The organism is Wenjunlia tyrosinilytica (assembly GCF_014646055.1).
In the GTDB taxonomy this organism is placed as follows: domain Bacteria; phylum Actinomycetota; class Actinomycetes; order Streptomycetales; family Streptomycetaceae; genus Wenjunlia; species Wenjunlia tyrosinilytica.
This window is the reverse complement of the sequence record NZ_BMMS01000005.1, coordinates 119,776-132,989: the sequence shown is the minus strand read 5'-3', so window position 1 is coordinate 132,989 and position 13,214 is coordinate 119,776. Positions and strand designations below refer to the sequence as shown.

15 protein-coding genes are annotated in these 13,214 nt (G+C 72.5%); 9 read left to right on the top strand and 6 right to left on the bottom strand.

All coding sequences use genetic code 11. From position 1 onward, the window contains the following. Window positions 1-59: 59 nt before the first annotated feature. Window positions 60-440 (bottom strand): ArsR/SmtB family transcription factor, encoded by a 381-nt coding sequence (locus IEY86_RS07505; protein ID WP_189130737.1) that lies wholly within the window; start codon window positions 438-440, stop codon window positions 60-62. Between the two features lie 87 nt (window positions 441-527). Between IEY86_RS07505 and IEY86_RS07500 the strand changes: the two genes are divergently transcribed. After that, complete coding sequence (locus IEY86_RS07500) at window positions 528-1,037, top strand: ArsI/CadI family heavy metal resistance metalloenzyme (RefSeq protein WP_189130736.1); 510 nt, start codon at window positions 528-530, stop codon at window positions 1,035-1,037. A 152-nt stretch (window positions 1,038-1,189) separates the two neighbouring features. Further along, window positions 1,190-1,804 carry a flavin reductase family protein gene (locus IEY86_RS07495; protein WP_189130735.1) on the top strand — a complete coding sequence of 205 codons (615 nt, stop codon included), beginning with the start codon at window positions 1,190-1,192 and terminating at the stop codon, window positions 1,802-1,804. Window positions 1,805-1,827: 23 nt separating this feature from the next. Here the strand turns inward: IEY86_RS07495 and IEY86_RS07490 are convergent, their stop codons facing one another. Beyond that, a complete protein-coding gene (locus tag IEY86_RS07490) occupies window positions 1,828-2,568 on the bottom strand; it encodes an SIR2 family NAD-dependent protein deacylase (protein ID WP_189130734.1) in 741 nt (246 codons plus the stop codon). Between the two features lie 60 nt (window positions 2,569-2,628). Then, the gene (locus tag IEY86_RS07485) at window positions 2,629-3,348 is read right to left on the bottom strand and encodes a TVP38/TMEM64 family protein (protein ID WP_189130733.1); all 720 of its coding nucleotides are present in this window, start codon (window positions 3,346-3,348) and stop codon (window positions 2,629-2,631) included. Window positions 3,349-3,351: 3 nt separating this feature from the next. Between IEY86_RS07485 and IEY86_RS37995 the strand changes: the two genes are divergently transcribed. The 5 genes from IEY86_RS37995 to IEY86_RS07460 all read left to right on the top strand — a co-directional run bounded on the left by IEY86_RS37995 (window position 3,352) and on the right by IEY86_RS07460 (window position 7,793). Then, on the top strand, window positions 3,352-3,864 hold the full coding sequence (locus IEY86_RS37995; RefSeq protein WP_373286969.1) for a helix-turn-helix domain-containing protein: 513 nt from the start codon (window positions 3,352-3,354) through the stop codon (window positions 3,862-3,864). Between the two features lie 8 nt (window positions 3,865-3,872). Further along, on the top strand, window positions 3,873-5,516 hold the full coding sequence (locus IEY86_RS07475; RefSeq protein ID WP_189130731.1) for an ABC-F family ATP-binding cassette domain-containing protein: 1,644 nt from the start codon (window positions 3,873-3,875) through the stop codon (window positions 5,514-5,516). Between the two features lie 23 nt (window positions 5,517-5,539). Beyond that, entirely contained in the window at window positions 5,540-6,406 is an 867-nt protein-coding gene (locus IEY86_RS07470; RefSeq protein WP_189130730.1) for a spermidine synthase, read from the top strand. Between the two features lie 179 nt (window positions 6,407-6,585). Continuing rightward, a complete protein-coding gene (locus IEY86_RS07465; RefSeq protein ID WP_189130729.1) occupies window positions 6,586-7,281 on the top strand; it encodes a glycerophosphodiester phosphodiesterase in 696 nt (231 codons plus the stop codon). Between the two features lie 74 nt (window positions 7,282-7,355). Continuing rightward, complete coding sequence (locus IEY86_RS07460; protein ID WP_189130865.1) at window positions 7,356-7,793, top strand: DUF4442 domain-containing protein; 438 nt, start codon at window positions 7,356-7,358, stop codon at window positions 7,791-7,793. 146 nt (window positions 7,794-7,939) lie between these two features. Here the strand turns inward: IEY86_RS07460 and IEY86_RS07455 are convergent, their stop codons facing one another. From IEY86_RS07455 to IEY86_RS07445, 3 genes are all read right to left on the bottom strand, one after another. Further along, entirely contained in the window at window positions 7,940-8,509 is a 570-nt protein-coding gene (locus IEY86_RS07455; RefSeq protein ID WP_189130728.1) for a TetR/AcrR family transcriptional regulator, read from the bottom strand. Window positions 8,510-8,513: 4 nt separating this feature from the next. Beyond that, the gene (locus tag IEY86_RS07450) at window positions 8,514-8,876 is read right to left on the bottom strand and encodes a DUF1304 domain-containing protein (RefSeq protein WP_189130864.1); all 363 of its coding nucleotides are present in this window, start codon (window positions 8,874-8,876) and stop codon (window positions 8,514-8,516) included. A 312-nt stretch (window positions 8,877-9,188) separates the two neighbouring features. Then, window positions 9,189-10,139 carry a helix-turn-helix transcriptional regulator gene (locus IEY86_RS07445; protein ID WP_189130727.1) on the bottom strand — a complete coding sequence of 317 codons (951 nt, stop codon included), beginning with the start codon at window positions 10,137-10,139 and terminating at the stop codon, window positions 9,189-9,191. Window positions 10,140-10,266: 127 nt separating this feature from the next. Between IEY86_RS07445 and IEY86_RS07440 the strand changes: the two genes are divergently transcribed. Together IEY86_RS07440 and IEY86_RS07435 are read left to right on the top strand one after the other, a co-directional pair. Continuing rightward, window positions 10,267-11,379, top strand: coding sequence for a winged helix DNA-binding domain-containing protein (locus IEY86_RS07440; protein WP_189130726.1), 1,113 nt, complete (start codon window positions 10,267-10,269; stop codon window positions 11,377-11,379). Between the two features lie 141 nt (window positions 11,380-11,520). Then, window positions 11,521-13,176 (top strand): FAD-binding dehydrogenase, encoded by a 1,656-nt coding sequence (locus tag IEY86_RS07435; protein ID WP_189130725.1) that lies wholly within the window; start codon window positions 11,521-11,523, stop codon window positions 13,174-13,176. Window positions 13,177-13,214: the final 38 nt, after the last annotated feature.

Below are 13,214 nucleotides of genomic sequence, written 5' to 3'. Positions count from 1 at the left end.
GCCTGCCCGCTCACGCCCGCCTCAGCGGCCTCGGCTGCCTCGCGCAGGCGCCTGCCCGCTCACGCTCCGGCCTGCGCGGGAACGGTGGGGGTCCGGAGCAGGGCGGACAGCTTCTCCAGGGCGGCGGGGAGTACCCAGTAGTACACCCAGGTCCCGCGCCGCTCCGAGCCGACGAGTCCGGTCTCGCGCAGCACCTTCAGATGGTGGGAGATCGTCGGCTGGGACACCTCGAACGGGCCGATCAGGTCGCACACGCACGCCTCACCGCCCTCGTGGGAGGCGATCAGCGACAGCAGCCGCAGCCGGACCGGGTCCGACAGCGCCTTGAACATCCGCGACAGCTCGGCCGCCGCCTCCTCACCCAGCGGCTCGCGGACCATCGGCGCGCAGCACGCGGAGTCGGGGCCGAGCACCGGCAGCAGACCACCTTGTTTCGACATTCCTCTATGTTGACATCCATCTAACCGAGTGGCAACCTCGGCTGTATCGACAGACGTCGATGCAGCTCGATCCCGGAGGAGACCGCCATGTCCCGCGTCCAGCTCGCCCTGCGCGTCGCCGACCTCGAAGGCTCCATCGCCTTCTACTCCAAGCTCTTCGGCACCGCCCCCGCCAAACGCCGCGACGGCTACGCCAACTTCGCCGTCACCGAACCGCCCCTCAAGCTCGTCCTCATCGAGGGCAAGGCCGACGAGGACACCCGCCTGGACCACCTCGGCGTCGAAGTCACCACCACCGAACAGGTCGCCGCCGCCACCGACCGCCTCAAGGAGGCGGGCCTTGCCACCTTCGAGGAGAACAACACCTCCTGCTGCTACGCCCTGCAGGACAAGGTGTGGGTGACCGGCCCGGGCAAGGAGCCCTGGGAGGTGTACGTGGTCAAGGCCGACGCCGGCACGCTCGGCAAGTCCGCCGAAGGCGCCCCCGACGCCTGCTGCGGCACCACCGCCTGCTGCACCCCCGACGAACAGGCCCTCGACCCCACCCGGACCCCGGCGGAAGCCAAGGCCGCCGCCGGGTGCGCCTGCGTCGACTGACCCGGCAGCCTCACTGCCCTGCCCGGAAGGGTGCCGAGCAGGGCGACTGCCGTGCGATCACCCGGGCGGTGGTGCCGCCCCGGCTCGGCTCGCCGCCCCGGACGGGCACCGGTCGGCCCTCCCCCCGAGTCGGCGACCTGGATACTGGCCGCATGCGCATCGAACTGGATCCCGCCCAGCACGACCGGAACACCTTCTACCGCCTGCTTACCGCCTCCGTGGTGCCCCGGCCCATTGCCTGGGTCTCCACCACCTCCGCCGACGGCGTGGACAACCTGGCGCCCCATTCCTTCTTCACGGTCGCCTGTGTGAGTCCGCCGATGGTGCAGTTCACCTCGGTCGGGCGCAAGGACAGTCTGCGCAATGTCGAGGCGACCGGGGAGTTCGTCGTCAATCTCGCGCCGGAGCAGCTCTTCGAGCAGATCAATGCCACCGGCACCGACTTCCCGCACCGGCTGAGTGAGTTCGATGCCGTCGGTATCGCACGTGAGCCCAGCACGCGGGTCAAGCCTCCGCGGGTCGCCGCCTCGCCCGTGGCGCTGGAGTGCCGGCTGCACAGCACGGTCCTGCTCGGGGACTCCACGGTTGTGTTCGGGGAGGTCGTGCACGCGGCCGTCTCCGACGCGGTGCTGGTGGACGGGCATCCCGAGGTGGACAGGATGCGGCCCCTGACCAGGCTCGGCAAGGACGAGTGGGGGACGCTCGGCGAGGTGCTGGAGATCTCCCGCATCCGTTACGCGGACTGGCCGGACGCCCAGAAGTCCTGAGCCACCCGCGGCTCCCCGTCCCCTCAAGCGCTGTCCGTGATCTCCGAGACGAGTCCGGGCAGCGCGGTGCCGATGGGCTCGCGGATCAGTTGGTCCGCCAGCGCGTCGTAAGGGGTCGGCTCGGCGTTCACGATCACCAGGCGGGCGCCCGACTCGACGGCGACCCGGCACAGCGAGGCCGCCGGTTCCACCTGGAGCGAGGTGCCGACGGCGAGGAAGAGATCGCAGACCCGCGCGATCTTCGCCGCCTGCTGGATCGTCCCGCTGTCCAGTGCCTGCCCGAACATCACGGTCGCGGACTTGAGGATCCCGCCGCAGCTCAGACACGGTGGATCCGCCTCCCCGGCCTCGACGCGGGCCAGCGCCCCCTCCATGGGGCCGCGGTCACCGCAGCCGGTGCACACCACCGTGGACGCCGTGCCGTGCAGCTCGAGGACCTTGCGCGGGGTGGATCCCGCCTTCTGGTGCAGTCCGTCGATGTTCTGCGTGATGATCCGCATGGGCGTCCCCGAGCGCTCCAGGTCCACCAGCGCGCGGTGCCCGGCGTTGGGCTCCGCGCGCCACACGGGGCTGGTCATCCGCATCCGCCAGGACTCGCGGCGCACCTCGGGGTCGTCCATGTAGGCCCGGTAGGTCACCAGCCGCTCGGCGCCGGGGTTCTTGCGCCACACGCCCTGCGGCCCGCGGTAGTCCGGAATGCCGCTCTCCGTCGAGACGCCGGCCCCGGTGAGGACCGCGACCAGCCGCGCGTTGTTCTCGCCCATGGACGCAGGGTAGGCAGCGGCGGCTGCCCGGCCCAAGGGGATTACCCGGCGCCGCCCCGCTCACGCGGTGGCGGCGCGCCTGCGGACGCGGGCCCGCCGTACCGCTCCGGCGGCGCTCAGCGCTCCCATGGCGGCGATGGCGGCCAGGGCGATCAGGAGGACCGGCGAGTGCGGGTCGGCGGCCCGGCTGCCCGCCACGACGTAGGCCACCGTGTTGGGTACGACGCCCAGCGCCGTGGCGGCGACGAACGGCGAGGTACGCATCCGGGAGATCGCGGCGCTGTAGTTCGCCACCGCGAACGGCACCCCGGGCACCAGCCGCATCAGCAGCACACTGCGGAAGCCGTGCTCGCTGAGCCGGCGGTCCATGGCGTTGAGGGCCTTCGCCCGCAGCAGCGATCGCAGGGCGTCGCGGCCCAGTGCCCTGCCGAGCGAAAACGCCGCCACCGCGCCGAGCGTGGTGCCGGCCACCGCCAGGACGAGTCCTTGCTGGATGCCGAAGAGGGCCCCGGCGGCGGCGTTCAGCAGCGGCTTGGGGACGAACGCCAGCGTGCACGCCGCGAAGACGGCGAGGAAGGCCAGCGCCGCCCCGGCCCCCGTCAGCTGCTGGGGCCACCCCGAGGAGAGCAGCCGCTGCGGCTCCCAGACCACCACGCACGATCCCGCGGCGGCCAGCAGCACGACGAGGACGGAGCATCGGCCCCAAGGGGAGAGCAGCGCACGGGAAGCGCGTTCGCCCCGTCCCGTCGGCCGAGTTGGCGCCAGCGGTTGTTCGAGCATCCCGTGAGCCTAACGGCTCCGGTTCATCGCGGCGGCCGTGCCGTACGAGAAGGGGGCCGAGGACGACCCGATCACCCGGGTGCGCCAGCGGGCGCACCGCCCGAGCTGGACCAGCCGCTGACCCTGGCCCGGCCGGCCCGTGAGGCGGCGATGCCGGGGCGGGCTTTCGCCCGCGGATTCACCGATGCCACCGGCAGCAATCCGCTGCCTCGGCTCATCGAACAGCGGGTCCTGGCCGCGCAAGGGCCGGTGGAGGACGGTGATCTGACGGTGGAGGAGATCGTCCGCCGGTGCGGCTTCGGCTCCGCGGTGTCACCGCGCCGGCACTTCGCCCGCCACGTGGGGGTCTCGCCCCGCGAACACCGGCGGGCGTTTCGCGGACGGCACGGCTTGAGGCGGCGCCGCGGCTCCAGCGGCGCGAGACCGCCTGGCGGGAGCGCACAGCGTGAGGCCGGACGTGGCCGACCGCGTGCGCCCGCGGACCGGCCGGGCCGCCGCCCGGGCCCGCTAGCATGACCAGCGATATGAGTGCCACGATCGTCGCCAAGGACCTCGCCGCCGGACATGGCGACCGCGTGCTGTTCTCCGGACTCGAACTCGTCGTCGCCCCCGGGGACGTCGTCGGGCTCGTCGGGGTCAACGGCGCCGGGAAGTCCACCCTCCTGCGCCTGCTCGCCGGGCTTGCCGCCCCCGAGCAGGGCACGGTCCGGCTCAGCCCGCCCACCGCCACCGTCGGACACCTCCCGCAGGAGCCGGAGCGGCGCGAGGGCGAGACCGTCCGCGCGTTCCTGTCCCGGCGCACCGGGGTCGCGGCGGCGCAGACCGAGCTCGACGCGGCGACTCAGGCACTCGTCGAAGGGCTGCCGGGCGCGGACGACGCCTACGCCGTGGGCCTGGAGCGCTGGCTCTCGCTCGGCGGCGCGGACCTGGAGGAGCGTTCCGAGGAGGTCGCCGCGGACCTCGGCCTGGCGGTGGACCTCGAACAGCCCATGGCCTCGCTCTCCGGCGGGCAGGCCGCACGCGCCGGACTGGCCTCGCTCCTGCTCAGCCGCTACGACGTCTTCCTCCTGGACGAGCCCACCAACGACCTCGACCTCGACGGACTCGCCCGCCTGGAGGACTTCGTCACCGGGCTGCGCGCGGGAACGGTGCTGGTCAGCCACGACCGCGAGTTCCTGGCCCGGACGGTCAACCGGGTGCTCGAGCTCGATCTGGCACAGCAGCAGGTGCGCGGCTACGGGGGCGGCTACGAGGCCTACCTCGCCGAGCGTGAGGTCGCCCGCCGCCACGCCAGGGAGGAGTACGAGGAGTACGCCGACAGGCGCTCCTCGTTGGAGGAGCGCGGCAGAACGCAGCGTGCCTGGATGGACAAGGGCGTCAAGAACGCCCGCCGCAAGGCCCCCGACAACGACAAGATCGGCCGGAAGTTCCGGTCCGAGGCGAGTGAGAAGCAAGCGGCGAAGGCCCGCCAGACGGAGCGGATGATCGAACGCCTCGAGACCGTCGAGGAGCCCCGCAAGGAGTGGGAGCTCCGGATGGAGATCGCCGCCGCGCCCCGGGCGGGCGCGGTCGTGGCGACGCTGCGCGCAGCGGTGGTGAAGCGGGGCTCGTTCACCCTCGGCCCGGTGAACCTGGAGGTCGGCTGGGCCGAGCGGATCGCGATCACCGGCGCCAATGGCTCGGGGAAGACGACACTGCTCGCGGCGCTGCTCGGGCGGGCGGCGCTGGACGAGGGGCACAGCGCGCTGGGCCCCGGCGTCGTCGTCGGCGAGGTGGACCAGGCCCGCGGGCTGTTCCTCGGTGACGAGGCCCTGCTGGACGCCTTCGGGGCCGCCGTCCCCGAGTGGGCACCGGCCGAGGTGCGCACCCTGCTGGCGAAGTTCGGACTGCGTGCCGACCATGTCCTGCGCCCGGCCGCCTCGCTGTCGCCGGGGGAGCGGACCAGGGCGGCGCTGGCCCTGCTCCAGGCCCGCGGGGTGAACCTTCTCGTCCTCGACGAGCCGACGAACCACCTCGACCTGGCCGCGATCGAACAGCTCGAGTCGGCGCTCTCCTCCTACCCCGGCACGCTCCTGCTCGTCACCCACGACCGCCGCATGCTCGAGGCGGTCCACACCACCCGGCGCCTGGAACTCACCGCGGGCCGGGTCACCGACCGCCTGCCGTAGCGGCCGGGGCGGACAATGGACGTGTGAGCTCTGACGTGGGCGGCGGGGGTGAGCCGGTGCCGGTGGGCAGGGGGGTCGGGTTCGGGTTTGCCAGGCTCCTGCCGGATGTGGACCGTGACCGTGCTTGGCTGCTGACCGTGAACGGGGCTCCGCAGTCCTATGTGGATCTCGACGACCCGGAGTATCTGGAGTTCGAGTACGTACGGCGCCTGGGGCACATCGTGGACACCGCCGCCGCCTCGGGCGCGCCCTTGGACGTGGTGCACCTCGGCGGTGGGGCGTGCACGCTCGCCCGGTACGTGGCGGCGACACGGCCGGGGTCCCGGCAGGACGTGGTGGAGGCGGACAAGGCGCTGATCGAGCTCGTCCTGGAACATCTGCCGCTGCGGGCCGGCACGGGGATCCGCATCCGCGCACAGGACGCCCGGGCGGCGCTGGCGGACCTGCCGCGCGCTGGGGCCGACCTGGTGGTGGCCGACGTCTTCGGCGGGGCTCGGGTGCCCGCTCATCTGACGTCCGTTCAATTCGTTCGTGAGGCAGCCCAGTTGATCAAGCCGGACGGGCTCTACGCGGCGAACCTCGCGGACGGGCCGCCGTTGGCCTTCGCCCGGGCCCAAGTGGCCACGGTGCGGGCGGTGTTCCCCCAGGTCTGCCTGCTCGCCGAGGCCTCCGTCCTGCGGGGCCGCAGATTCGGCAATGTCGTCCTGCTCGCCTCCCATCGCGATCTGCCCGTCGCCGAACTGGTGCGGCGCCTGGCCGCCGACCCCTTCCCGGCGCGGGTCGAGCACGACGACCGGATCGAGGTGTTCGCGGCCGGCGCCGAGCCGGTCGACGACTCCTTCGCGGCCGAGTCGCCCGAGCCACCCGCGGGCGCGTTCGCCGTCGGCTGACGGCGGCCACGGGGGCTTGAGGGAAGGCGGCGCGCGGTCGGCGCCGGAACGGTCCGCGCACTCGTGCCCTGACCAACGGCCCGACGGAAGGCGCCCCGACCGGCCGGCGTCCGCCCCCTTCGGGGGACAGGTGGGCCCGTAGGTGTATTCCTCCGGGCCCATCGGGCGATCATGGGGCCATGAGCAACTCCAGGCCCCTTGCCATCGCGCACCGAGGTGACCCCTACCGGCACCGGGAGAACACCCTGCCCTCCCTGCGCTCGGCGGTGCTCGCGGGCGCCGACGCCGTGGAGATCGATGTGCGGACCACCAGGGACGGCGTCCCGGTCCTCCTCCACGACCGGACCCTGGAACGGCTGTGGGAGGTGGAGCGGCCGATCGCCGAGACGGAGTCGAAGCATGCCCGCGGCCTCGGCGTTCCGACGTTGCGCGAGGCGCTGGCGGCGATCGGCGCCCGGGCGATGATCGATGTCATGGACGCCGAGAGCGCCCGGGCGGCCGTCGCCGAGGTCCATGGGTCCGGGGCGGCCGACCGGGTGTACTACTGCGGAGGCGTGACCCCGATGACCGCCGTGCGCCGCAGCGATCCGGAGGCGGAGATCGCGCTCACGTGGAAGCGGGCCGGTATCCCGCCGCGCCATCTGATGGACCAGGTGCGCCCGCGCTGGATCAATATGCCGTTCGGCCTGGTCGACCGGCGCCTGGTGTCGCGCATCCACGCGGCGGGGCTGCTGGCCGGGGTGTGGACGGTGGACACCGGACTGAACATGCGGCGGATGCTCGGCATGGGCGTCGACGCCATCACGACGAATCGCATCGAGACCCTGCACCGTCTGCTGCCGGGCCGCCATCGCAAGGCCCGCCGGTCCTCCTGACCTCCCACCGACCGAGGGGCCCTTGCCGAACATAAGCTACTTGCTGGTAACATCTGCTCATGACCGATGCGACGATGTCGATCGGCGAGCTTCTCGCGGCCACCGTGCCCATGGCTCGCACCCTGAACCTGGAGTTCGTGGAGACCACGCCGGAACGCGCCGTCGTGCGCCTTCCGGACCAGCCCGACTTCCACAACCACGTGGGCGGCCCGCACGCGGGCGCGATGTTCACGCTCGCCGAGTCCGCCAGCGGCGCGATCGTGCTCAGCGCGTTCGGCGAGCAGCTCTCGCGCGCCGTTCCGCTCGCGGTGCGTGCCGAGATCGGCTACAAGAAGCTGGCCATGGGCCCGGTCACCGCAACGGCCACCCTCGGCCGCCCGGTCGCCGAGGTCGTCGCCGAACTCGACGCGGGCCTGCGGCCGGAGTTCCCGGTCGCCATCGCCATCACCCGTGACGACGGCGCGACGACCGGCGAGATGACCGTCGTCTGGACCCTGCGCCCCAACTCCTGACGGCCCCGGGCGGCAGCCGGGAGCCCCGGACGGCAGCCTGAGAGCCCCGGACGGCAGCCTGAGAGCCCCGGGGAACGGCTGAGGGCTCCAGGTCGGCCGCTGAGTGATCCCTCCCCCGTCGAAGCGGGAGGGGCGGGGTTCGCACGTCAGGGGCGGAATGCCGCGTGGATCGCGCCGAGCAGTCGCCACACCCGGCCGGACAGCTCGGCCGGGCTCCCCGGAATCCGCTCGTGCAGCCAATCCGCGAGCACCCCGGTGAACGCCGCGGCGACCGCGCTCGCCGCCACCTCGTCGGCGTTGCCTCCCGGCAGCCTGCGTCCGCGCTCGGCGAGGCTGCGCTCCATCAGCTCCCTGTGCAGCAGTTCGCCCAGCGGCCCGCCGCCGCCCGGGCGCAACAGGCTCCGGTACAGCGCCGCCCGCTCCCGCGCCGACTCGAGGAGTTCGTTCAAGGCGCTCGGCGGGCTCGCCGGATCCGGCAGCGCCTCCCACGCGTGCAGGGCGTCCACCGCCGTGCGCACCAGCTCCGCGCAAGCGTCCACGGCCAGCCCGTGCAGATCCTCGTAGTGCAGATAGAACGTGGCCCGGCCGACTCCGGCGCGCCGGACCACCTCCAAGACGCTGACGTCCTCCAGCGGCTGTTCCTCGCAGGCCGCCAGCAGCGCCTGCCTCAACCGCCCGCGGGTCCTCGCCGCCCGGGGGTCTCCACTCGCGGCCATCGCCTCACCCCGCCGCCACGACGAGCGCCAGGGCGACCGCGGCCGGGACCGCCTGGACGGCGAGGATGCGCTTGTTGACCGTGGCGGCGCCGTAGAGCCCGGCGACGATCACGCAGACCAGGAAGAACACCTGCGCCCCGAACGCCACGGGGTCGTCCGACACCAGGCCCCAGACCAGGCCGGCGGCCAGAAACCCGTTGTAGAGGCCCTGGTTGGCGGCCAGCGGCGCGCTCTCGCGGGAGAACTCCGGCGTGGTCGCGAACACCTTCCTGCCGCGCGGGGTGTCCCAGAGGAACATCTCCAATATCAGGAAGTACGTATGGATCACCGCGACCGCACCCACCAGCACCTGCGCCGCCACCTGCATGGCCGCCAACTCCTTCACCCGGCTTCTCCACTCGACTCCACGCCGACTTCCTGGACGACTGTACAGGAAGTTATGGACAGCTGTACAGGAAGTCTCGCGGTTCGCGACCCGCGTCACCGGCCCCCGCCCCGCCCTTCGGCGGTACGTGGACCCACGAGAGCCAGGCGGCGTCGGAGAGTCCGGCGGCAAAACGCGGGCGAACCCGAGATGGCCGCGGCGGACCTCCGCGTGTCGGCCCCTCGTCGTGCGCACCCCGCCCGCCCACGCGGGCGGTGGCGGGCGAACCGGCCCGAGGGAAGGTCCGCCGCAGCGTCAGGTGGCGCGGGAGAACCGGCCCGCCAGCGTCCTGACCTGTTCCACCAGCTCCGGTGGCTCATGGACCACGAAGTCGACCCCGATCAGCGCGATGTAGACGGCCAGGGCGTCGAGTGCGTTGGACCCCGTCCGCAGGGTGCAGGTGCGGTCGTCGATCGCCTCCAGGAACCCCGTGGTCGGCGGCACCTTCAGCGCCATCCGCTCGATGGGCGCGTGCAGCGTGATCCGCGCCCGGTAGCGGTAGGCGCCGGTGGAGACCGCCCATGAGGTGTAGGCGGCGATGTCTGTGTCCGGGGGTTCGCGCGGAGTGAAACGGGGTCCGGTGGGGATCTTCGGGGTGATCCGGTCCACCCGGAAGGTCCGCCAGTCCTCGCGCCCGGCGTCCCAGGCCACCAGGTACCAGTACCGGCCCGTGTGCACCAGGCGGTGCGGCTCGGTCGTGCGCAGACTGTCCGTTCCCTCGTGGCTGCGGTAGTCGAACCGCAGCCGCTGGTGGTCGCGGCACGCGGCGGCGATCGCGGTCAGCACGTCCGCGTCCACGGTGGGCGCCGCCGTCGCCATGGGGACGGTGATGGACTGCAGCGCGTTGACCCGGTGGCGCAGCCGCGACGGCAGCACCTGCTCCAGCTTGGCCAGGGCACGCACCGAGGTCTCCTCGATCCCGGAGACCGTGCCGCCCGCGGCGGTGCGCAGCCCCACGGCGACGGCCACGGCCTCGTCGTCGTCCAGGAGGAGCGGCGGCAGGGCCGCGCCCGCGCCGAGCCGGTAGCCTCCGGCCGCGCCGGGGGTGGCGTTGACCGGGTAGCCGAGCCCGCGCAGCTTGTCGACGTCCCGGCGGACCGTGCGCGTGGTCACCCCCAGCCGGTCCGCGAGATCCTCGCCCGACCAGTCGCGGCGGGTCTGGAGGAGCGAGAGCAGTCGCAGCAGCCGCGCCGAAGTCTCTTTCATGTGCCGGCATCCTTCATGCGTCGGCTTCCTTCACGTGTCGGCTTCCATGCGCTGGTTTCCTTCATGCTCCGCAGTCTGCCGGTCTTTGCGGACCGAAACTGTCCGCGAAGGATTTTAGAGTCCCCCCATGACGAACAAGGACGAGACGCTGGGCCGCCGGGCGCTCAACAGGGCGCTGCTGGAGCGGCAGATGCTGCTGGAACGGCGCCCGGTGCCGGCCGCCGACGTGATCGAGCACCTGGTCGGAATGCAGTCCCAGGCCCCCATGAGCGCCTACTACGCGTTGTGGTCCAGGATCGAGGGCTTCCACCCCGACGAGCTGGCCAAGCTGCTGACCGAGCGGCAGGCGGTGCGCATCGTGCTCATGCGAGGCACCATCCACCTCGTCACCGCCGACGACTGCCTGAAGCTGCGTCCGCTCGTCCAGCCGTGCCTGGACCGCGCCATGAGGGGCGGTTTCGGCCGGGGACTCGCGGGGGTGGACCTCGCCGAACTCGAGGCCGCGGGGCGTGCCCTGGTCGAGGAAGTGCCGCGTACGCCCGCGGAGGTGGGAGCCGTGCTGCGCGAGCGGTGGCCGGACCGCTCACCCGCGGACCTGTCCAACGCCGTGCGCATGCTCGTTCCGCTGGTCCAGGTGCCACCCCGCGCGGTGTGGGGGCGGAGCGGCCGCGCCCTGCACACCACGGCCGAGTCCTGGCTCGGCCGCCCGCTCGTGGAGAGTCCGGCCGCCGGAGAGATGGTGCTCCGCCATCTGGGCGCCTTCGGCCCGGCAACCGTCAAGGACACCCAGGTCTGGTCGGGGCTGACCGGCCTTCGCTCCGTCTTCGAGGACTTGCGTCCCCGGCTGCGCACCTTCCGGGACGAGCACGGGAGGGAGTTGTTCGACCTTCCCGAGGCGCCGCGCCCCGCCCCCGACACCCCGGTACCGGTCAGGTTCCTGTCGGAGTTCGACAACATGCTCCTGTCCTACGACGACCGCACCCGGATCATCGCCGAGGAGGACCGCGCGAAGCTGTTCGGTGTCAACGGCGTCATCAGCGCCTCCATCCTCATCGACGGCTTCGTGGCCGGGACGTGGCGGATCACCCGGGACCGCGGCGCGGCCACGCTCGTCGTCCAGCCCTTTGTGAGGTTGCCGTCCAAGGACCGTGAAGCACTGACCGAGGAGGGCGGGCGCCTGCTCACCTTCGCGGCCGGGGACGCCACCGGGCACGACGTCCGTTTCGAGCCGCCGGTGTGACGCTGGACCGAATGTGTGTCACGAGCCGTTGACCTGCGCGCCCGGGGGTCTGAAGAATCCGGGGGGCCGAAGATTCACGCACCCGGTCGTCTCCACCATCACGTCCGCCCCCGCGCAGGCTCCCGGAAGGACACAAAATCCATGGCACTCGACGCTGACGTCATCGTCGTCGGAGCGGGACTTGCGGGGCTGGTCGCCACCGCGGAGCTGGCCGACGCGGGGCGCAGAGTGATCCTCGTGGACCAGGAGCCCGAGGCCTCGATGGGGGGACAGGCGTTCTGGTCGTTCGGCGGGCTCTTCCTCGTGGACTCGCCCGAGCAGCGCCGGATGAGGGTACGGGACTCGCACGGCCTGGCCATGCAGGACTGGCTGGGCACGGCCGGATTCGACCGCGACGAGGACTACTGGCCGCGCCGTTGGGCCGAGGCGTACGTGGACTTCGCGGCGGGGGAGAAGCGCAGCTGGCTGCATTCCATGGGGATACGGCTCTTCCCCGTCGTCGGCTGGGCCGAGCGCGGTGGGTACCTGGCGACCGGGCACGGCAACTCCGTGCCGCGCTTCCACATCACGTGGGGCACCGGGCCGGGGGTGATCGAGCCCTTCGTGCGGCGGGTGCGCGAGGCGGCGGCGCGGGGCCGGGTGACATGCAGGTTCCGGCACCGGGTGACCGCACTCAGCACCAGCGGGGGCGCCGTCGACGGCGTGGACGGGGAGGTGCTGGCGCCCAGTGGCGCGGCCCGGGGCGAGGCCAGCAGCCGCGATGTGACCGGGACCTTCGGACTGCGGGCGCAGGCCGTCGTCGTCACCTCGGGTGGGATCGGCGGCAATCACGACCTCGTCCGCCGCAACTGGCCGGAGCGCCTGGGCCGCCCCCCGCAGCGGATGCTCTCCGGGGTCCCCGAGCATGTGGACGGGCTCATGCTGGGTGTCACCGAGGAGGCCGGGGGCCGGGTGGTCAACCGCGACCGCATGTGGCACTACACCGAGGGCATCGAGAACTGGAACCCCGTCTGGAAACAGCACGGGATCCGGATCCTGCCCGGCCCCTCGTCGCTGTGGCTGGACGCACACGGCCGCCGCCTGCCGGTGCCGCTGTTCCCCGGCTTCGACAACCTGGGCACGCTCGAGCACATCATGGGGACGGGCCACGACTACTCCTGGTTCGTCCTCACACAGAAGATCATCGAGCGCGAGTTCGCCCTGTCCGGGTCCGAGCAGAACCCCGACCTGACCGGCAGGAGCGTGCGGGACGTCCTCAAAAGGGCGCTGCCGGGCGCTCCGGGACCGGTGGAGGCGTTCAAGGAGCACGGGGCCGACTTCGTCGTCGAGCGCGACCTCACCGCTTTGGTGCGCGGTATGAACGCCCTGACCAAACTGCCACTGATCGACGAGGCCGCACTGCGCCGGGAGATCACCGCGCGGGACCGGGAGATCGGCAACACCTTCACCAAGGACCTCCAGATCACCGCGATCCGCGGGGCCCGCAAATACGTCGGCGACAAGCTGATCCGGGTGGCCCCGCCGCACCGCCTGCTGGACCCCAAGGCGGGGCCGCTGATCGCGGTGCGGCTGAACATCCTCACCCGCAAGACCCTCGGCGGCCTGGAGACCGACCTGTCGGGTCGGGTCCTGCGCACGGGCGGCGAGCCGCTTCCCGGGGTCTACGCGGCCGGTGAGGTCGCCGGGTTCGGGGGCGGCGGGATGCACGGCTACCGGGCCCTGGAGGGGACCTTCCTGGGCGGCTGCCTGTTCTCCGGTCGTGCCGCGGGACGAGCCGCGGCCGCCGCGGTGGGCTGAGAGCACATGACCACCGTGCGGGGCCGCGTCCGTCGCCG

Excerpts from the sequence above, each read along its gene's own strand:
- IEY86_RS07465 (WP_189130729.1), top strand. The coding sequence starts at position 6,586 with ATGAGCAACTCCAGGCCCCTTGCCATCGCGCACCGAGGTGACCCCTAC.
- IEY86_RS07485 (WP_189130733.1), bottom strand. The coding sequence starts at position 3,348 with ATGCTCGAACAACCGCTGGCGCCAACTCGGCCGACGGGACGGGGCGAA.
- IEY86_RS07490 (WP_189130734.1), bottom strand. The coding sequence starts at position 2,568 with ATGGGCGAGAACAACGCGCGGCTGGTCGCGGTCCTCACCGGGGCCGGC.
- IEY86_RS07435 (WP_189130725.1), top strand. The coding sequence starts at position 11,521 with ATGGCACTCGACGCTGACGTCATCGTCGTCGGAGCGGGACTTGCGGGG.
- IEY86_RS07475 (WP_189130731.1), top strand. The coding sequence starts at position 3,873 with ATGAGTGCCACGATCGTCGCCAAGGACCTCGCCGCCGGACATGGCGAC.
- IEY86_RS07495 (WP_189130735.1), top strand. The coding sequence starts at position 1,190 with ATGCGCATCGAACTGGATCCCGCCCAGCACGACCGGAACACCTTCTAC.
- IEY86_RS07505 (WP_189130737.1), bottom strand. The coding sequence starts at position 440 with ATGTCGAAACAAGGTGGTCTGCTGCCGGTGCTCGGCCCCGACTCCGCG.
- IEY86_RS07460 (WP_189130865.1), top strand. The coding sequence starts at position 7,356 with ATGTCGATCGGCGAGCTTCTCGCGGCCACCGTGCCCATGGCTCGCACC.
- IEY86_RS07455 (WP_189130728.1), bottom strand. The coding sequence starts at position 8,509 with ATGGCCGCGAGTGGAGACCCCCGGGCGGCGAGGACCCGCGGGCGGTTG.
- IEY86_RS07440 (WP_189130726.1), top strand. The coding sequence starts at position 10,267 with ATGACGAACAAGGACGAGACGCTGGGCCGCCGGGCGCTCAACAGGGCG.
- IEY86_RS07445 (WP_189130727.1), bottom strand. The coding sequence starts at position 10,139 with ATGAAAGAGACTTCGGCGCGGCTGCTGCGACTGCTCTCGCTCCTCCAG.
- IEY86_RS07500 (WP_189130736.1), top strand. The coding sequence starts at position 528 with ATGTCCCGCGTCCAGCTCGCCCTGCGCGTCGCCGACCTCGAAGGCTCC.
- IEY86_RS07450 (WP_189130864.1), bottom strand. The coding sequence starts at position 8,876 with ATGCAGGTGGCGGCGCAGGTGCTGGTGGGTGCGGTCGCGGTGATCCAT.